Below are 18,228 nucleotides of genomic sequence, written 5' to 3' on the forward strand. Positions count from 1 at the left end.
TTGACGGTCGCAACCTACAGCAATTGACCAAACACGCCTCGCGTCGCTATCTGGCGCCCTGCTGGTATTCACGGGGCGTGCACCCCAACTCGCGGCGAAAAACGGTGTGCAGGTACTGCGCCGATTTGAAGCCGCAACTGCGCGCGATGTCGGCGATGGCTGAATCGGTGTTCTCCAGCCCGTTGGTGGCGGCTGCCAATTTGAAACCCAGGATCTCGTCGTGGACGCTGCAGCCTCGCACATCGCGAAAGTGCGACTCCAGCGATGAGCGAGACACCCCCACGTAGGCCGCCACTTGCGCGGACTTGATGCCCTGGCAGGCATATTGGCGGATGAACAGCAGGGCTTGCATGACATATGGGTTGCCCAAGGGTTGGTGCAAACTCGAGACCTGCACGTTGATCGCATCCGGGGGTATCAGGATGTGCATGCCGGTGGAGGGCATGCCGTGCAGCATCTGGTGCAGCAATCGCGCAGCGGTGCGCCCCATGGTTTCGGTGCCCTGGATGACCGAACTCAGGGGGACCCGGGTCAAGCAGCGGGTCAACGGGTCGTTGTCGATGCCAATCAGTGCCACCTGCTCCGGGACGGCGATTCCGGCGGTCAGGCAGGCTTGCAGCAGCTGCCGGGCGCGGGCGTCACTGACGGCGATGATACCAATGGGTTTGGGCAGGCTCTGTAGCCAGTCGATCTGCTGCTCGACGGCGCTGTCCCAGAGTGGCGCGCTGGTGCCCATGCCCCGATAGACCTCAGCGTGCAGACCATCGCGTTGCATCAATCGTCGAAAGGATTTTTCCCGTTCCTGCGCCCAACGGTTGGCCTGCGCTTCCGGCAGGCTGAAGCAGGCAAAACGTGTCAGCCCTGCCTCGATCAAGTGCTTGTAAGCAAGGGTAATCAAGGCGTCGTTATCGGTGGCCACATACGGGATACCTTTCGGGTAGGCGCGCTCATCCTCGTAAGAACCGCCCACCGCCACCACGGGTAACTCGATACCGGCCAACGCCTCACCGATCAGCGGATCGTCGAAGTCGGCAATGATCCCATCCCCCTGCCATCGTTCGATGCCTTTCAGGCGACAGAGAAAATCCTCCTCCAGAAAAAGGTCCCAAGAGGCACGGGTGCTGCTCAGGTAATTGCCGATGCCGCTGATGATGCCGCGGTCATAGATCTTGCTGCCGTTGAACAGCAGCGCAATGCGGTGCACGGGAGGTACGGTTTTCATTGTTTTTATTATGGTCTGGAGGAAAGCCGTCCTGGACGGCGATTGGCACAGACTAGGCGCCCGGTCGACGAATCTCAATACTCAAAATCGCACCCTGTGTTGATGATTTTCGTAATCAGCGGTAACGGGGCCGTTGCTAGTATCGGGACACCGCCAAGAACAACAAGGACATTTGCCTGATGCCGTACTTCCCCAACGTCGACCAGATTCGCTACGAAGGCCCTGACAGCAACTCGCCTCTCGCCTTCCGACACTACGACGCCGACAAAGTCATCCTCGGCAAACCCATGCGTGAACACCTGCGCATGGCTGCCTGTTATTGGCACACCTTCGTCTGGCCAGGGTCCGATGTGTTCGGTGCAGCAACCTTCAAGCGCCCGTGGCAACACACCGGCGACCCGATGGAGGTGGCCATTGACAAGGCGGCCGCCGCGTTCGAGTTTTTCTCCAAACTGGGTATCGACTATTACTGCTTCCACGACACGGATGTCGCCCCGGAGGGCAATTCGCTGAAGGAGTACCGCAACCACTTCGCGCAAATGGTTGATCACCTGGAGCGACATCAGGAAGACAGCGGAATCAAGCTGCTGTGGGGAACCGCCAACTGTTTCAGCAACCCACGCTTTGCCGCCGGTGCCGCCAGCAATCCGGACCCCGAAGTGTTTGCCTGCGCCGCCGCCCAGGTGTTCAGCGCCATGAACGCCACCCAACGCCTGAAAGGCTCCAATTACGTGTTGTGGGGCGGTCGCGAAGGTTACGAAACCTTGCTCAATACCGATCTGAAACGTGAACGCGAACAACTGGGCCGCTTCATGCGCATGGTGGTCGAGCACAAGCACAAGATCGGCTTCAAAGGCGACCTGCTGATCGAGCCCAAGCCGCAGGAACCGACCAAGCACCAATACGATTACGACAGCGCGACCGTTTTCGGCTTTCTCCAACAGTTCGGTCTGGAAAAGGAAATCAAAGTCAACATCGAGGCCAACCACGCAACCCTGGCAGGCCATAGCTTTCATCACGAGATTGCGACGGCCGTCTCGCTGGGGATTTTCGGCAGCATCGACGCCAACCGCGGTGATCCGCAAAACGGTTGGGACACCGACCAGTTCCCCAACAGCGTCGAAGAAATGACCCTGGTGACCTATGAAATTCTCAAGGCCGGCGGGTTCATGAATGGCGGATACAACTTCGACTCCAAGGTCCGCCGCCAGAGCCTCGATGAGATTGATCTGTTCCATGGCCATATCGGTGCAATGGACGTTCTTGCCCTGTCCCTGGAACGGGCAGCCGCCATGGTTCAGAACGACCGACTGCAGCAACTCAAGGATCAACGCTACTCCGGCTGGCAGCAGCCGTTCGGGCAGGCGGTGCTGACGGGTGACTTCAACCTCCAGTCACTGGCCGAACATGCATTCGCTAACGAGCTGAACCCGCAAGCCGTCAGCGGCAGGCAGGAGATGCTCGAGAACGTCGTCAACCGGTTCATCTATCGCTGATCGCCAGCGAAGTCAGCCGGCAGCGGGGCTGTGACATTTACGCGACAAATCTGTGTCCGCAACGCCTGCCGACTCTCTACAGTCCTACCAGCCCGATACTCATCATCAGGCAGTGTCTTTCCAACAACAATAAAAGGACGCACCACCATGAAGAACGTAAAACGCACGCTATTGGCCGGCGCCTTGGCTCTGCTGTCGTTGCCGGTGATGGCCGATGCCGCCCACCCGAAAATCGGTTTCTCCATTGATGATCTGCGGCTGGAGCGCTGGTCACGGGACCGCGATTACTTTGTCGCGGCAGCGGATAAAATGGACGCCAAGGTCTTCGTGCAATCGGCCGATGGCAACGAGCAAAAGCAGATCTCGCAAATCGAAAACCTCATTTCCCGCGGCGTCGATGTGATCGTCATCGTGCCGTTCAATGCCACCGTCCTGACCAACGCCGTCGCCGAAGCGAAGAAGGCCGGAATCAAGGTTGTGTCTTATGACCGTCTGATTCTCAACGCCGATATCGACGCGTACATTTCATTCGATAACGAAAAGGTCGGCGAAATGCAGGCCAGCGGCGTGCTGCACGCAGCGCCCAAGGGCAATTACTTTCTGCTGGGTGGCGCGCCCACCGACAACAACGCAAAAGTGCTGCGCGAAGGGCAGATGAAAGTGCTGCAACCGGCCATCGACAAGGGGGACATCAAGATTGTTGGCCAACAATGGGTGAAGGAATGGAACCCGACCGAAGCGCTGAGCATTGTTGAAAACGCCTTGACCCGCAACGACAACAAAATCGATGGCATCGTTGCCTCCAACGACGCCACGGCAGGCGGCGCCATCCAGGCATTGGCGTCTCAGCAACTGGCTGGCAAGGTGCCGATTTCGGGACAAGACGCTGACCTTGCAGCGGTCAAGCGAGTGATCGATGGCACTCAAACCATGACCGTGTATAAGCCGCTGAAACTCATCGCCTCCGAAGCCGCCAAACTCTCGGTACAACTGGCGCGTAACGAGAAACCCGCCTATAGCTCGCAGTACGACAATGGCAGCAAAAAAGTGGACACCATCCTGCTCACGCCAACCCCGTTGACCAAGGACAACATTGACCTGCTGGAGCAGGACGGGTTCTACACCAAGGCACAGATTGCCGGGAAATGAACAGCAGAGCGTAACGTCTCAACGGCCCGCTGCAGGAGCCCGGCCAGCCCCTGGTTCCTGCAGTGTCAGCCACATACCTCACGCTCATGAGTCTCTGCCATGCCCGATTATCTGCTGCAAATGAACGGTATCGTCAAAACCTTCGGCGGTGTCAAAGCGCTCAATGGCATCGACATCAAAGTCAGGCCGGGTGAGTGCGTTGGACTGTGCGGCGAGAACGGCGCCGGCAAGTCCACACTGATGAAAATCCTTTCGGCGGTCTACCCCCATGGCACCTGGGACGGCGAAATTCTCTGGGATGGTCAACCGCTCAAGGCCCAATCCATCAGCGAAACCGAAGCCGCCGGTATCGTCATCATTCACCAGGAACTGACGCTGGTTCCCGACCTGTCGGTGGCCGAGAACATTTTCATGGGCCACGAACTGACGCTGCCCGGTGGGCGCATGAATTACCCGGCGATGATCCACCGTGCCGAAGCCTTGATGCGTGAACTGAAAGTGCCGGACATGAACGTGTCGCTACCGGTTTCGCAGTACGGCGGCGGCTATCAGCAACTGGTGGAAATTGCCAAGGCACTGAACAAGCAAGCGCGCCTGCTGATCCTCGACGAGCCTTCATCGGCCCTGACCCGCTCAGAAATCGAAGTGTTGCTGGCCATCATCCGCGACCTCAAGGCCAAGGGTGTTGCCTGCGTCTACATCTCCCACAAGCTCGACGAAGTAGCCGCCGTGTGCGACACCATTTCAGTGATCCGTGACGGCAAGCACATCGCCACGACCGCCATGGCGGACATGGACATTGCGCAGATCATCACCCAGATGGTCGGACGGGAAATGAGCAACCTCTACCCTACCGAGCCGCACGACATCGGCGACGTGATTTTCGAGGCCCGCCACATCACCTGCTACGACGTCGATAGCCCCAAACGCAAACGGGTCGACGATATTTCGTTCGTTCTCAAACGTGGGGAAATCCTCGGAATTGCCGGCCTGGTCGGCGCCGGCCGTACAGAACTGGTGACCGCGCTGTTTGGCGCCTACCCCGGCCGTCATGAAGGCGAGGTCTGGCTGGACGGCCAACCCATCGATACCCGCACGCCGCTCAAGTCAATCCGTGCCGGCCTGTGCCTGGTGCCCGAGGACCGCAAGCGCCAAGGCATCATTCCAGACCTGGGCGTCGGCCAGAACATCACCCTGGCCGTGCTGGACAGTTACTCGAAACTGACCCGCATTGATGCCGAAGCCGAGCTGGGTTGCATCGATCGGGAAATATCGCGCTTGCACCTTAATACCGCGAGCCCGTTCCTGCCGATTACCAGTCTCTCCGGCGGCAATCAGCAAAAAGCCGTGCTGGCGAAGATGCTGCTGACCAAACCCCGGGTCCTGATCCTCGATGAGCCCACCCGGGGTGTGGATGTCGGCGCCAAGTACGAAATCTACAAGTTGATGGGAGCGCTGGCGGCCGAAGGCGTGTCGATCATCATGGTTTCCTCGGAGCTGGCCGAGGTGCTAGGTGTGTCCGACCGAGTATTGGTCATCGGCGAGGGGCAGTTGCGTGGCGACTTCATCAACCGCGAACTCACCCAGGAACAGGTGCTCGCCGCCGCACTCAGTCAATCTGGTGGCTATAACAATAATGATCGGATACCCGCGTAAATGAATCAGGTCAAACAACTTTTTACCCGCTACAAAATGCTCGCGCTGCTGGTTGCCGTGGCAATGATTTGGATGTTCTTCAGCTGGCAGACCGAGGGCGGATTTCTAACACCGCGCAACCTGTCCAATCTGCTGCGGCAGATGTCCATCACCGGGATTCTTGCCTGCGGCATGGTGCTGGTCATCATCAGTGGCGAGATCGATTTGTCGGTCGGCTCATTGCTGGGCTTGCTCGGTGGGGTGGCGGCCATCCTCGACGTGATCTACCACATACCGCTGCTGGCGAATCTCAGCCTTGTCGCCCTGTGCGGACTGCTGATCGGCCTTGCCAACGGCTACATGACCGCGTACCTGCGCATCCCGTCTTTCATCGTGGGGCTGGGGGGCATGCTGGCTTTTCGCGGCATTTTACTGGGGATTACCGGCGGCACGACCATCGCACCGGTGTCGCCGGAGTTTGTCTACATTGGCCAGGGTTATTTGCCACACACGATGGGCATGGCCCTTGGCGTTCTGCTGTTCGCATTGACGCTGTTCCTGACCTGGAAACAACGGCGCAATCGCGCGCTCCACGGTCTGGCGCCACATTCACTGGCGCGTGACGTTTTTCGAGTGCTGTTGATCGGTGCAGTGCTGGCCGGATTCGTCCAAACGCTCAACAGCTATGACGGCATCCCCGTGCCGGTTCTGCTTCTGCTGATTCTGTTGGGTGTGTTCAGCTACGTGACCAGTCAGACCGTCTTCGGTCGACGCGTCTATTCCGTGGGCAGCAACATGGAAGCAACGCGCCTGTCCGGTATCAATGTGCAAGCCGTGAAGCTCTGGATTTTCGGCATTATGGGCGTAATGTGTGCGCTCGCCGGCGTGGTGAACACCGCGCGCCTGGCCGCCGGCTCGCCCTCGGCCGGCAGCATGGGCGAACTCGACGCCATCGCTGCGTGCTTTATCGGTGGCACCTCAATGCGCGGGGGCTCCGGTACGGTCTATGGTGCACTCCTCGGCGCGCTGGTCATTACTAGCCTGGACAACGGCATGTCCATGCTTGACGTCGACAGTTACTGGCAGATGATCGTCAAAGGCAGCATTTTGGTGTTGGCCGTATGGATAGACGTGAGCACCCGGACCGGACGACGCTGATCCGCTGCGGGATGAAATCATTCACGATCGCATTGGACATAAGCCCTTTTTCTCAGGCCGAAGCCTCCCTCTTTCAATGCCGAACGTAAATGCAACGCAAAAAAAACGCCACTCATTGAGTGGCGTTTTATTTGAATCTTGGAGCGGGAAACGAGACTATGACTCGCGCCCTATCTACTTGAAAACATAGTGTTTTTTCAGACATCAGTGCTTTCGATGGCGTGAATTATTTACTCATTTCGTGAGGCTGGCAGCCCCTTGATTTCAAAAAAATTCCTGCCACAGGTTTTTCTCTGCCTTGGGTGCCTCGCCCTCCCCAAGCCCCCCGTGCACCGCCCAAGCGATACAGGGTCGTTGATCTTGTCGAGGGAGGTTCAGCTAGCAAGCACTGAGTATTCAACATTAGGACAGAGGCAGACGCCATTTGCTCACCAGAAATAAAAAACCCGGCACTTGGCCGGGTTTTTACCTGCGCTTCTCAACTACGCAGTTCCCAACTGAGAGGGATGGAGAACTGACAAAAGAAGCGCAGGTGAGTGATTTTGCCAAAAGACCTTTCTCAAAGCAATCCGCCCAAAGTGAAGGTGGCGGGTCGCAATCGACGATAGCTTGACTGTATACTTCCCGCTCAGCCCGACCCTTGAGCTACAGGATCACCAACATGACTGTACTCCAAACGATCTTCTGGCAGCCTACGCCGCCTTAGCGTTACACCCCCTCGCAACTCCTCGCTTCCGCCAGTTTCGCTCGCGGCTGCGCCCTGCTGTATGCCCGGTTCTTACTCCCAAAGCGCACAGCAAAATAATTTTCACAATTTGAATTCGTATCGACGTGCTCGCCATTCGCTTGGTGTGCGTGCGGTGCATTGCCTTGGATATTCAGATGCTGCAATCACTCAAACAAACGTGGTTTTCCAACGTCCGTGGAGACGTGCTCGCGGGTCTCGTTGTCGCTCTGGCGTTGATCCCGGAAGCCATTGCCTTCTCAATCATTGCCGGCGTCGATCCCAAAGTCGGCCTCTACGCCTCCTTCTGTATTTGTGCTGTCATTGCCTTCGTCGGAGGTCGTCCTGGCATGATATCGGCGGCTACCGGCGCCATGGCGCTACTCATGGTCACACTGGTTAAAGAGCATGGGCTTCAATATTTACTCGCAGCCACATTGCTTTGTGGAGTTCTCCAAATCCTCGCCGGCTACCTGAAGCTTGGCTCACTGATGCGCTTTGTCTCACGCTCGGTAGTCACAGGTTTTGTGAATGCGCTGGCGATCCTGATTTTCATGGCGCAATTGCCTGAACTCACCAATGTCACCTGGCATGTCTATGCCATGACCGCTGCGGGCTTGGCAATCATCTACCTGTTTCCGTATGTACCGAAGATCGGCAAGCTGATTCCCTCACCACTGGTGTGCATCCTGACGCTGACCGCCGTCGCCATTTACCTCGGCTTGGATATCCGCACTGTAGGTGACATGGGTCAACTGCCGGACACCCTCCCTATCTTCCTATGGCCTGAAGTCCCGCTGAACTTTGAAACTCTGCAGATCATCTTCCCGTATTCAGCAGCGCTGGCAGTTGTAGGCCTCCTGGAGTCCATGATGACAGCGACCATTGTCGATGACCTGACCGATACCACCAGCAACAAAAACCGAGAATGCAAGGGCCAAGGTATCTCCAACATCATTTCTGGCATGCTTGGCGGTATGGCGGGCTGTGCCATGATCGGCCAGTCAATCATCAACGTAAAATCAGGTGGCCGTACCCGCCTTTCGACTCTTTGTGCCGGCGTCTTCTTGCTACTACTCATCGTCTTTTCAGGTGAGTGGCTGTCTAAAATTCCTATGGCTGCGCTAGTCGCCGTGATGATCATGGTCTCCATCGGCACCTTCAGTTGGGACTCCCTGCGTAACCTGAAGCAGCACCCACTCTCAACCAACATCGTCATGGTTGCTACCGTTGTTGTGGTCGTGGCAACGCATAATCTGGCCTATGGTGTCTTGGTCGGCGTATTGCTGGCTTCGCTGTTCTTTGCAAACAAGATCGGGCATTACCTCGACATCAAGTCCAGCCTGGATAGCAAAACCTCACACCGCACGTATACCGTAGTAGGTCAGGTATTTTTCAACTCAGCTGAAAAATTCACCCATGTTTTCGACTTCAAGGAAGCTCTCAACAAAGTCACCATCGACCTGACCCAAGCCCATTTCTGGGATATCACCGCCGTCGCGGCATTGGACAAGGTGGTCATCAAATTCCGCCGCGAGGGTGCTGAGGTTGAGGTGCTGGGCCTTAACGAAGCCAGCGCCACAATCGTTGACCGCTTTGGCGTGCATGACAAACCTGATGCCATCGACAAGCTCATGAGCCACTAAGGAGATCAAAAATGACCAACGTAATGGCATGCATTGATAACTCACAATCCTCATTGGCGGTCTGCGACTACGCAGCATGGGCGTCGCAACAAATACACGCGCCTCTTACTTTGTTGCATGTATTGGATGAAGAGAAATACCCGGCGGCCGTTGACCTGAGCGGAAATATTGGACTCGGAAGTCGAGAGCATCTGCTGGAGGAACTGGCTACGTTGGATGCCCAGCGTGCCAGGCTCGCTCTGGAGCAGGGACAGCATATGCTTGAAGCAGCCGGGGAGCGAACTGTCATCTTCGGTGCAGCTTATCCTGACCTGAAGCAGCGCCACGGCCATTTGGTTGAGAGTCTGAGTGACCTCCAGGACGATATTCGATTATTGGTCATTGGCCGACCGGGTGAAGGCAGCACACGCGATACGCGAACCCTTGGTAGCCAGATAGAAACTGTCGTGCGGACAATTCACCGGCCCATTCTGATCACAGCCAGCAGATATAAAAAACCCGAAAAGGTCATGATCGCATTTGACGGCAGCACTACAGCCTTCAAAACCGTACAGATGCTTGCCGCCAGCCAGCTTTGTGAAAGCTTGCCCATTCATCTCGTCATGGTAGAGGCAAACTCAGAAGCCAATAGAGAGGCTCTGGCGAGGGCTGTAAGCGTGCTCCTCACTGCAGGCTTTGACGTTGAAGCCCAAATCCGTCAAGGAGAGGTGGAGGCTGCTTTACACGTCTACCAAGCTGAGCACGGAATTGATTTGCTGGTTATGGGCGCCTACGGGCACTCACGCATCCGGCGATTTCTAGTAGGCAGTACGACTACAACGATGCTACGAACAGCCACCATGCCTATATTGCTGCTTCGTTGACGTAGGTTTCAAAACCACAGTATCTCCTTGCCTCAAGAAATACTTGTTCATTGAAATACGCGCTGTCATAAATTGTCTCAGCTTACCCCTGCATCGTTCTTGAATTCGTCTTGTTTTGCCGGTACTTGTAGGTCACCAATGTCATGCACGGAAAGCACCATGCACGAAAGATTCAGAGTGATCGAGACCACCACACTGGACGATGGCAGAAAGCGATACAGGGTCGTTGATCTTGTAGAGGGAGGCTCAGCCAGCAAGCATGGGGTGTTCAACGTCAGGACAGACGCTGAGGCTGTATGCTCAACACTGAATGATGGGGGTTCTTGCTCTCTGTCACTGGTCAAAAATACGTCGCGCCAGAACGGCCGCTGACCTAACCAAAATTTCAAATAAGATTACTAGATCCTTTATCCGTCGGCTATGGAGCCAGCAGCCTACGTTCTTGGCAGCATGCTTTGCAGTTGTTCCCACCTACTCCCTGCCCTACTCGTCAACATCAATTGGAATAACTGGCTCTCGAAGCCGCGCTCATTGCGCTGACCCTCTGGGGCGAATCGCGTAGCGCAATCCAAGTGGGATTCAATATTCGCTGCGCGCTTGCGACGAGCAGCTAAAACTGACAGTTCACAAAAATGACACTCGCTATGCTTACTCGCCTGACGAGTTTTTCCTGATAGTGGTCTACTTTGATAGGTCTGCAACCGATCTCGCGTAGGCCGCCATCGCAATTTCGATCAATGTGTTGCGCTCTGACCTATCAATAATCCCTTGGCATCGATACTCGTCAGCAAGTTTCAGCAATTCTTCATATCGCTCTTCCGAATCCATAAGTGTTTCTGAATCCGTCAGCAGTTCGTGCCATCTGGCATAGGCCAGCATTTTTGCTTCGCTGTACATGACCGTAGCTCCATCGTAGCCTTTATTCTCTAGAGGACGCTGGCGAAAGTACGTTCATAGTGGTGGACGTATGGTGTTGCTGTTGCGCGCTCGACAGGCGGAGAACCAGGCTAAGATCGCAACTGAATCAGGGGCGCCAGCTTGGGGGGGGAAAGAGCTATTGGGGGATGAATCTCGATACTTGATGAGTGCTTCAGTGCTGGAGATGGAGCGCGCTCATCCAGGCCCATTCGTCAGAACGCTCATCACAATACACACCTGTTTGCGCTCTCGGGTTACGCCACCAGCATTGACCAGAAAGTAACCAAACAAGCAAGCGGGGTTCAATCACCACGCGAGCAAGTCGGTTGCCCATGATGACTTCATCGAAGAAGCTTGAAAAACCCGGCCGCATTAATTTTGAACACGAACAAACGCATTTGAATCTGGCGACGGGCATCAGCACGTTGAACTGCAATACTGCATGTACAGTCTAGTTAACAAGTGAGTGTGAATACTCCGATCTTCTGTACTGAATGGGGTTTGTGTATGAGCTGCCGCATACGCTTGAATTATCTGCTGGACACATTTTTTGGCCCCATCGTAAAAAGCGCGGACTGCGTGGCGATGATCATCCCGATTACGCGTGTTGCCTTTCAAGTGCAGGTGAAAGCTCCTTTCCCCGATGATCTTCACAAGGCGCATACGATTACTGTTATTCAGCTTTCAAAGCAGCCACTGACCGGTACCCTTGTTAACGCTCGTATATTGGCAAATGGGGATCTGGAATTGCAGATTGATGTATGACATCCATCATTTCACGCATGTAGAAAACACCTATCGCTGTCAATCGACCGACTTGCGTCGCCCATCAGGCTGGAGCATTGGCGTTTCGCCACGCGTTCCTCCATGGCTATGCTGCCAAACGACACGAGCCTTCTCGGTCTTGTTGGTGGCCACGCTGGTATAGGCTTTGCCTTTGAATTCGGCCTTTTCAACCTTTTGAGAATCAGCGGAAAAATCCGTGATGGAGTTCCTGTCGATTGGGCATGGCTGTCGTCGGCATCGGTGGCGAGACTGATGCGCCTTGAAGAACCGGCACCTTCGTATAGGAAACATCCAGCCCCATCAATCCTCTTACCGCAGCGAAAGGTAAGAAGAACCAAATGATTGCTTAAGCGCCCCGTTTCGAGCCCTGCATCCAAGCTGACTGACGCCCTACTGCACCTACCCTGTGAGGCCAGCTTTCGCCAGATTGTAAAAAAGCTTGTTAGGATAGGCATGCAAACATCTCGTTTTTACCATAGGAACAGCGGGGCTAACGACCACTGCACGTCATAGCGTGCCACCATCAAGGAGGCTCTCATGGGCCGAACACCTGGGGATGATCTACCAGAAAAACCTCATAAAAGCAGTGAGGATGGCATTCCTGCTCCTAGCGGGGCCGCCAATCTGATTGACACCGACTACGTGATCGGACAGGACAATATCAAAGGTGAGTTTTCATTTTCCCTTGATATCCATGGCAAAGTGTTTGTCATCTCAGCTGCCACTATCTTGCTGTTCGTCATTATGACGCTGGCGCTCCAAAATGAAGTAGAACCACTGTTCAGTGCCATCCGAAACTGGCTGACTGGCAATCTCGCTTGGCTGTTCATGAGCATTGCAAACATATTTGTTTTGCTTTGCATCGGGCTAATTTTCTCGCCGCTGGGGAAGGTTCGATTGGGCGGTAGGGACGCCAAACCAGACCATAGCTACGTGGGCTGGTTCTCAATGCTTTTCGCTGCAGGAATGGGCATTGGCCTAATGTTCTATGGCGTAGCCGAACCCATGTCTCATTATCAAGCGTCCATGGGCGGTGTAACAGTCGATGCAAGTGGAGCCCGAACCGACTGGGCACCGTTAGGAGGTGCAGCGGGTGACGCCAAGGCATCAGCCGACTTGGCAATGGCCGCCACTATCTTTCACTGGGGACTCCACCCTTGGGCGATCTACGCGATTGTCGCTCTGTCCCTAGCCCTGTTTTCTTACAACAAGGGCTTACCGCTCTCTATACGGTCGATCTTCTATCCATTGCTAGGCGAGCGCGTCTGGGGTTGGCCAGGGCACTTGATAGATATCCTGGCGGTATTCGCCACATTGTTCGGACTGGCGACATCGTTGGGGATAGGAGCTGAGCAGGCAGCAGCAGGGATTGAATATCTCTTCGGTATTGAGTCGACAAATCTAAGCAAAGTAGTGCTGATCGTTGGTATCACCATGATTGCCCTTTGGTCAGTTCTTGCTGGCTTAGATAAGGGCGTCAAGATGCTGTCACAGATCAATATGGGCCTAGCGCTGCTGCTGCTGGTGTTCATCATTGTTGTTGGGCCCACCTTGGCAATCTTCACTGGATTCTTTAAAAATCTGGTGACCTACGCTGAATATCTACCGGCGCTTTCCAATCCTTTCGGACGCACTGACACGGAATTCACTCAGGGCTGGACTGCATTTTATTGGGCATGGTGGATCAGTTGGTCTCCATTTGTGGGGATGTTTATTGCGCGGGTCAGCCGTGGACGAACGGTCAGGGAGTTCTTAATCTCTGTTTTGTTAGTTCCTACCGTGGTGTCCGTATTATGGATGACGACGTTTGGTGGCACTGCCATCGACCAAGCTACTGTGCAAAACTTGGTTGGCGTTAAGGATGCTGTCCTGGAGTTGAAACTGTTCGCCATGCTGGGAGAACTGCCACTAAAAGAAATATCTTCGTTCTTGGGCATTGTTCTGGTGATCGTCTTTTTCATCACTTCCTCAGACTCCGGCTCCTTAGTCATCGATACGATTACAGCAGGGGGTAAGGTCGATGCGCCTGTTCCACAGCGTGTATTTTGGGCCGTCATAGAAGGAGTGATTGCCATTGCACTGTTGTTGGGCGGAGGTCTCGTAGCACTACAAGCTATGGCGGTATCTACGGGTCTGCCTTTCGCTCTTGTGCTGGCTCTGGGCTGCGTATCTCTTGTGAAGGGACTGATGTCTGAGCCCCGCTAGTTAACTATTGAGGGCGCCAAGCATCCCGTAACCTTTATATAACCCGCCCAGTACGCGCTGGCGGGTTAAACCTCGAAAAGGAGGTCAGAATGTTTCAAGAAACATTAAATTTTTTTATGACTTACGATTTTCTGGGAATCTCGTTAGCCAATTGGGTTTTCGCTATTTTGTTAGCGACCCTTAGTTTCGTCTTGGCAAGAACTGTGATTGGTTTTTTCCTTAGGAAGCTTCGAAAAATATCAGCCCTACCAAATGCCCCCGTTAGCAATATCGCAGTCGTAGTGCTTTCAGGCACAAGTAACACACTCTTACTGCTGGCATCGATACTCGTTGGTGTAGGCGTACTTGACCTACCCGAGCGCTGGTTAGGACGAGTCAGCAGCCTATGGTTCGTAGTCGCTGCTTTGCAGATCGGCTTGTGGGCGAACCGCGCCTGTGCTTTGGCGCTCGCTCAATATTTTAGACGGCACAGCGCCTCTGAAACGTTCCAGGGCAGCGCCTTGGCGACTCTAAGTCTGTGGGGGGCGAAGGTATTCCTGTGGGTCGTAGTAGTTCTGTCGATGCTTTCGAATGTCGGCGTAAATATCACAGCGTTTGTTGCTAGTCTGGGCGTAGGCGGCATCGCTATAGCCTTGGCTATGCAGAATATTCTAGGGGATGTCTTCGCTTCGTTGTCCATTGCGGTAGATAAACCATTTGAGGTAGGCGATTTCATCGTTGTGGGCTCATTATCTGGCACTGTCGAGCATGTTGGATTGAAGACAACGCGGATTCGTAGCCTGGGCGGTGAACAAATCGTTATGGCAAACGCGGAAATGATCGGGAGTACAATACAGAATTACAAACGGCTTCTGGAGCGTAGAATAGTCTTTGAAATAGGGCTTACTTATACTTGCTCTGCGCTTCAGGCCAGGGAAGTAACACAACGAATCGAGCATATTATCAGTCAGCAAGAAAGAGCCAGATTTGACCGATGCCATTTTCGGAGTTTTGGGGAGAGCGCCTTAGAATTTGAGGTCGTATACATTGTGCTAGACCCAAGTTACAACATCTATATGGATATTCAGCAAGACATAAATTTAGCAATAATGGACGCATTTAACGAGATAGGTGTCAGCTTTGCGTTCCCATCACGAACCGTTTACGTTGCATCGATTCCAGGGGCGGAGGTGCCTGTGGGTCGTAGCAAAGATGTGGCTGTGAGGACTTCAGAGCACTCGATATAAACGCATGCTCAGACGTATAGAATCATGCATATCGCCTGACAGACTTTCGAGGCGTTTGAGAAGCCTCCCGCCATAGCATTTCGGGCGCCCCCGCTTGGTGCTGGGCCGTCAGTCCCATAGAGCACCAATAGGTGACGCTGATGAATAATGGGTAGCTATCTGCGCTTGTAGCAGCTCAGCGGTCGCGAGGGCATCAGTTAACGCATGATGCCCTTGATAGGCTGGAAGGTTATAACGCGAGCGGCTGTCGGCCAATCGTATGGATGTCTGCGGGCGGCGCATGAGCCTGGCAGCCCAACTTTGCTTTTGCCGATGCATCCTGGCTTCCAATTGCATCGTGTCTACGACCGGAAACCTCAGACCTTCTCCGAGGTGCCTGCGCAGTGCTGCATCAAGGAACTCTCGCTCGATATTGCGGTAATGGACGACAATCACTTTGCCGGCCATGGCCTGCAGAAGTGGTTCCAGCACTTCCGGGAGCGAGGGAGCATTCAAAATCTCAGCGTGGGTAATGTGGTGGAAGGTGACTGACTTTTCACTCAGTTCTGATGATGGGTTTAGCACCCAATACTCCGCCTTGCTGCAAAAGATGCGCTTTAAAGTGAACGGCACCAAACCAATGCTGACAATACTGTGAGCCTGGGCATTGAGCCCAGTTGTCTCTACGTCCATCGCAAGAAATTGCACGCTTTCAATCAGAGTGTGTGGTGAGACGACGCCCGCCTGATAAAACGTTCTCAAGCAAGAATTGGCCGACTTCTGCGCCAATTCCCGGAATACGAATGGCCAGTTCGCCGGGTCAGCCGGCTCCACCTTAACCCCATTCATTTTGAGGTGCGGCCCTTTGACGGGTAGCGGAAGCGCAAAAAATTCTGGCCGTTACTCAAGACCTGGAAGGCCTCTTTGAGATTGTGACGCTCGCTATTAGAGAAGTGTTCAGGCTCGATATAGTTATTGGGCGTTTCTCCCTGCTCCAGCGCCTCTACCTGATGCCGAATTCGCACCATGGAGAGGAACTCCAGCGCATAGCGCAGATGCTTCAGTGCTTCGGGCGGCATGATATTAGCGCTAGTGATTGCATCGATACGGTCAAACGAGTTCTGCGCCGTACTGCCGCAAGCAAGAGCATGGATGCGAATAAGGTCGGTGAGCGGTGCGGTACCGCGACCTTTCAGATTGATGATTCTTTTCTGTTGTCCATCTGTCTCGACGACAAAGGTACGAAAAAACCCCAGGGGCGGTGTCCGGTTCAGTGCAATCCTGGCCATGGCACTGAGAAATCCGAGGTGAGAACTGGATTTGCGAGCGCACAGAACTTTGAGTTCTTCCACTAGCGAGAGCTGGCCGAATACGCCATCCAGATCGAAAAAAATGCAGCTATTAAGCAAGGTTGTCGGGTTTGGTTTTTCGATCCACTGATCAAAATAGCTGCGCCAAATCCTCAAAGGCTGGCGCCATTGATCGTTGGTCGCCATGACTCCGCCCTTACAGTAGCTGTATCCACACGCGGCTAGGCCATCGCTTACAAACGATGCAAGGCTACGGAAATATGCATCATGCGAGGCGGGATCGAATCGATCATCCAGCACCAAGGCGTTATCTTGATCGCTTACTAGCAGTTGCTCATCGCGCGCCATGGAGCCTAGAACCATGAAGCAGTAAGGTACTGGAGGTGGACCCAGTTTTTCTTCTGCAAGTTCCAGCAGACGCTGCGTGAAAGCTCTGCCGATACCTGAAATAGCGCTACCGATCATGTGCGCAGTAGCGCCATCCTTCACCATCCGGATGTATGTTCCACGCAGGTCTCGTAAAAGCGACTTTAGACCGTCCACCGACGTCTGGTTAGATATTCTGTTGACCAAGTACAAGCTACTGTGGGACTCGTACCGAATAATATCTGAGAGGTTGATCACGCCAATCGGGAGCCCGTTGTTGAGAACCGGCAAGTGATGGATATTGCGGCGTAGCATGACAAGCATGGCTTCAAAGCCTGAATCGTCAGCATTTATGGCCACTGGATCGGTCGTCATGATAGCGCTGATGAGCGTTTCGCCGGCGTTCCTCCCGACTGCTACAACGCGGGTGCGAAGATCCCTGTCGGTCACGATCCCCCGGATCTCTCCTGCCTGCAGTGCCGCTGACGACATAACCACGACACAGGCAACGCGTTGTTCGGTCATCAGCTTTGCAGCCTCGCCAACCGTGGTATCCGACGTCACCCAGACCAGGGAGCGTGACAGCAAGGCCCGGCATTTGAGCTGGATCAGTTCGCTCGCCCGGCCCTGCGCCTCGACTGCAGACTTAAGCCTGGAGTGCCCTTCAGCTTCAACGAAATCCGCAAAGGCGTCATGCTGTGCGCACAGATCGGCGAATACGTCGGCGGGGATGTAGTAAATCAGACTGTCTTCAAGCGCTCTCGCAGGAAAACGAACTTTGTTGCTGCGCAAGAGCCCTGCCTGGCCAAAGATATCGCCTTCGACAAGCCGGTTGTAAAGCTCACCATTGCGTCGATATATCTCCACTGCGCCGCTGCGCACATAGTGCAAATCCTGGATAACGGCACCCGCTTCCAAGATGTCGCTACCGGCCTTGAAGTAACGCACATCAACTCGCCGAGCCATAGCATCTACCGACTCCCTGGGCAGTTGATCAAACGGGGAAAAACGATAGAGATGGTCGCTGATCTCCTGCATCTCGGCTTGCATGGAACCTCGGTATGCTGGAAGGAAAAAATCGCCAAAAGGCGTACGTTGAAATTTGCTGCTCGCCCGAAAAGCCTATCAGATACTTTCTATCGGATTATAAGATTAAGGCAATTCAAGCCGAGTGGGCGGCAGCGGCCTTCGCAAAATACGGCATCCATCCGCTCTTAACAGTAGGCTGTCGATTTGAGTGAAAGTTCTATAACCATCGTGGTTAGCAGTCGAAGACTCGGGGCATCGCGAATGGCTCCCCTCCTCTGCCGCCACACACAAACGGCATGGACCGTATTTTTGTTTGCGATACCGATGCGCCGATAGTTGCGAAGCTGCCGTCAGGGTAGCGCGACCAACCAGTAACATTATGTTGCACTCTTAGGCATTATTGCTTTCAACCCTTGTCGTGTAGCTCCACTGCCTGAAACCTTAAAAAGGCCAGAAGATGTAGTTGTTAGCTAGCGCGCAAACTACCATCGGCATTACGAATAAACTTCTGCGCCG

General features: G+C 54.3%; 13 protein-coding genes. 9 read left to right on the plus strand and 4 right to left on the minus strand.

What is annotated here, in order from left to right; translation table 11 throughout:
• Positions 1-46: 46 nt before the first annotated feature.
• Positions 47-1,222: a DNA-binding transcriptional regulator gene (locus tag RHP74_RS16855; protein WP_154504883.1), complete on the minus strand. Its 1,176-nt coding sequence runs from the start codon at positions 1,220-1,222 to the stop codon at positions 47-49.
• Positions 1,223-1,401: 179 nt separating this feature from the next.
• On the opposite strand from RHP74_RS16855, the gene xylA reads away from it, so the two are divergent.
• The 6 genes from xylA to RHP74_RS16885 all read left to right on the plus strand — a co-directional run bounded on the left by xylA (position 1,402) and on the right by RHP74_RS16885 (position 9,893).
• The gene (gene xylA, locus RHP74_RS16860) at positions 1,402-2,718 is read left to right on the plus strand and encodes a xylose isomerase (RefSeq protein ID WP_311095910.1); all 1,317 of its coding nucleotides are present in this window, start codon (positions 1,402-1,404) and stop codon (positions 2,716-2,718) included.
• 147 nt (positions 2,719-2,865) lie between these two features.
• A complete protein-coding gene (xylF, locus tag RHP74_RS16865; protein ID WP_145307857.1) occupies positions 2,866-3,867 on the plus strand; it encodes a D-xylose ABC transporter substrate-binding protein in 1,002 nt (333 codons plus the stop codon).
• Between the two features lie 99 nt (positions 3,868-3,966).
• A complete protein-coding gene (gene xylG / locus RHP74_RS16870) occupies positions 3,967-5,523 on the plus strand; it encodes a D-xylose ABC transporter ATP-binding protein (protein WP_311095911.1) in 1,557 nt (518 codons plus the stop codon).
• Positions 5,524-6,660, plus strand: coding sequence for a sugar ABC transporter permease (locus RHP74_RS16875; protein WP_083376604.1), 1,137 nt, complete (start codon positions 5,524-5,526; stop codon positions 6,658-6,660). It abuts the gene before it with no gap.
• A gap of 882 nt (positions 6,661-7,542) precedes the next feature.
• Positions 7,543-9,030, plus strand: a complete 1,488-nt coding sequence (locus RHP74_RS16880) for a SulP family inorganic anion transporter (protein WP_311100498.1) — start codon at positions 7,543-7,545, stop codon at positions 9,028-9,030.
• Positions 9,031-9,041: 11 nt separating this feature from the next.
• A complete protein-coding gene (locus RHP74_RS16885; RefSeq protein WP_311095912.1) occupies positions 9,042-9,893 on the plus strand; it encodes a universal stress protein in 852 nt (283 codons plus the stop codon).
• Positions 9,894-10,574: 681 nt separating this feature from the next.
• Here the strand turns inward: RHP74_RS16885 and RHP74_RS16890 are convergent.
• Positions 10,575-10,790: a hypothetical protein gene (locus RHP74_RS16890; protein ID WP_311095913.1), complete on the minus strand. Its 216-nt coding sequence runs from the start codon at positions 10,788-10,790 to the stop codon at positions 10,575-10,577.
• A gap of 528 nt (positions 10,791-11,318) precedes the next feature.
• On the opposite strand from RHP74_RS16890, the gene RHP74_RS16895 reads away from it, so the two are divergent.
• The 3 genes from RHP74_RS16895 to RHP74_RS16905 all read left to right on the plus strand — a co-directional run bounded on the left by RHP74_RS16895 (position 11,319) and on the right by RHP74_RS16905 (position 15,028).
• Positions 11,319-11,576 carry a hypothetical protein gene (locus RHP74_RS16895; protein WP_145307865.1) on the plus strand — a complete coding sequence of 86 codons (258 nt, stop codon included), beginning with the start codon at positions 11,319-11,321 and terminating at the stop codon, positions 11,574-11,576.
• 558 nt (positions 11,577-12,134) lie between these two features.
• A complete protein-coding gene (locus tag RHP74_RS16900) occupies positions 12,135-13,802 on the plus strand; it encodes a BCCT family transporter (protein ID WP_145319438.1) in 1,668 nt (555 codons plus the stop codon).
• Between the two features lie 89 nt (positions 13,803-13,891).
• Positions 13,892-15,028, plus strand: coding sequence for a mechanosensitive ion channel family protein (locus RHP74_RS16905; protein ID WP_311095914.1), 1,137 nt, complete (start codon positions 13,892-13,894; stop codon positions 15,026-15,028).
• 108 nt (positions 15,029-15,136) lie between these two features.
• On the opposite strand, the gene RHP74_RS16910 is transcribed toward RHP74_RS16905, so the two are convergent.
• On the minus strand, positions 15,137-15,856 hold the full coding sequence (locus tag RHP74_RS16910; RefSeq protein ID WP_145310447.1) for a 3'-5' exonuclease: 720 nt from the start codon (positions 15,854-15,856) through the stop codon (positions 15,137-15,139).
• Positions 15,853-17,733, minus strand: coding sequence for a DUF294 nucleotidyltransferase-like domain-containing protein (locus RHP74_RS16915; protein ID WP_145310448.1), 1,881 nt, complete (start codon positions 17,731-17,733; stop codon positions 15,853-15,855). The genes RHP74_RS16910 and RHP74_RS16915 overlap by 4 nt, the downstream gene beginning before the upstream one ends.
• Positions 17,734-18,228 lie beyond the last annotated feature (495 nt).

The sequence above is a fragment of the Pseudomonas sp. SG20052 genome (assembly GCF_031766055.1).
Lineage (GTDB): Bacteria > Pseudomonadota > Gammaproteobacteria > Pseudomonadales > Pseudomonadaceae > Aquipseudomonas > Aquipseudomonas mandelii.

What these genes read in the sequence shown, in the direction of transcription:
- RHP74_RS16855 (WP_154504883.1), bottom strand. Translation starts at nt 1,222, where the DNA reads ATGAAAACCGTACCTCCCGTGCACCGCATTGCGCTGCTGTTCAACGGC.
- xylA (WP_311095910.1), top strand. Translation starts at nt 1,402, where the DNA reads ATGCCGTACTTCCCCAACGTCGACCAGATTCGCTACGAAGGCCCTGAC.
- xylF (WP_145307857.1), top strand. Translation starts at nt 2,866, where the DNA reads ATGAAGAACGTAAAACGCACGCTATTGGCCGGCGCCTTGGCTCTGCTG.
- xylG (WP_311095911.1), top strand. Translation starts at nt 3,967, where the DNA reads ATGCCCGATTATCTGCTGCAAATGAACGGTATCGTCAAAACCTTCGGC.
- RHP74_RS16875 (WP_083376604.1), top strand. Translation starts at nt 5,524, where the DNA reads ATGAATCAGGTCAAACAACTTTTTACCCGCTACAAAATGCTCGCGCTG.
- RHP74_RS16880 (WP_311100498.1), top strand. Translation starts at nt 7,543, where the DNA reads ATGCTGCAATCACTCAAACAAACGTGGTTTTCCAACGTCCGTGGAGAC.
- RHP74_RS16885 (WP_311095912.1), top strand. Translation starts at nt 9,042, where the DNA reads ATGACCAACGTAATGGCATGCATTGATAACTCACAATCCTCATTGGCG.
- RHP74_RS16890 (WP_311095913.1), bottom strand. Translation starts at nt 10,790, where the DNA reads ATGTACAGCGAAGCAAAAATGCTGGCCTATGCCAGATGGCACGAACTG.
- RHP74_RS16895 (WP_145307865.1), top strand. Translation starts at nt 11,319, where the DNA reads ATGAGCTGCCGCATACGCTTGAATTATCTGCTGGACACATTTTTTGGC.
- RHP74_RS16900 (WP_145319438.1), top strand. Translation starts at nt 12,135, where the DNA reads ATGGGCCGAACACCTGGGGATGATCTACCAGAAAAACCTCATAAAAGC.
- RHP74_RS16905 (WP_311095914.1), top strand. Translation starts at nt 13,892, where the DNA reads ATGTTTCAAGAAACATTAAATTTTTTTATGACTTACGATTTTCTGGGA.
- RHP74_RS16910 (WP_145310447.1), bottom strand. Translation starts at nt 15,856, where the DNA reads ATGAATGGGGTTAAGGTGGAGCCGGCTGACCCGGCGAACTGGCCATTC.
- RHP74_RS16915 (WP_145310448.1), bottom strand. Translation starts at nt 17,733, where the DNA reads ATGCAAGCCGAGATGCAGGAGATCAGCGACCATCTCTATCGTTTTTCC.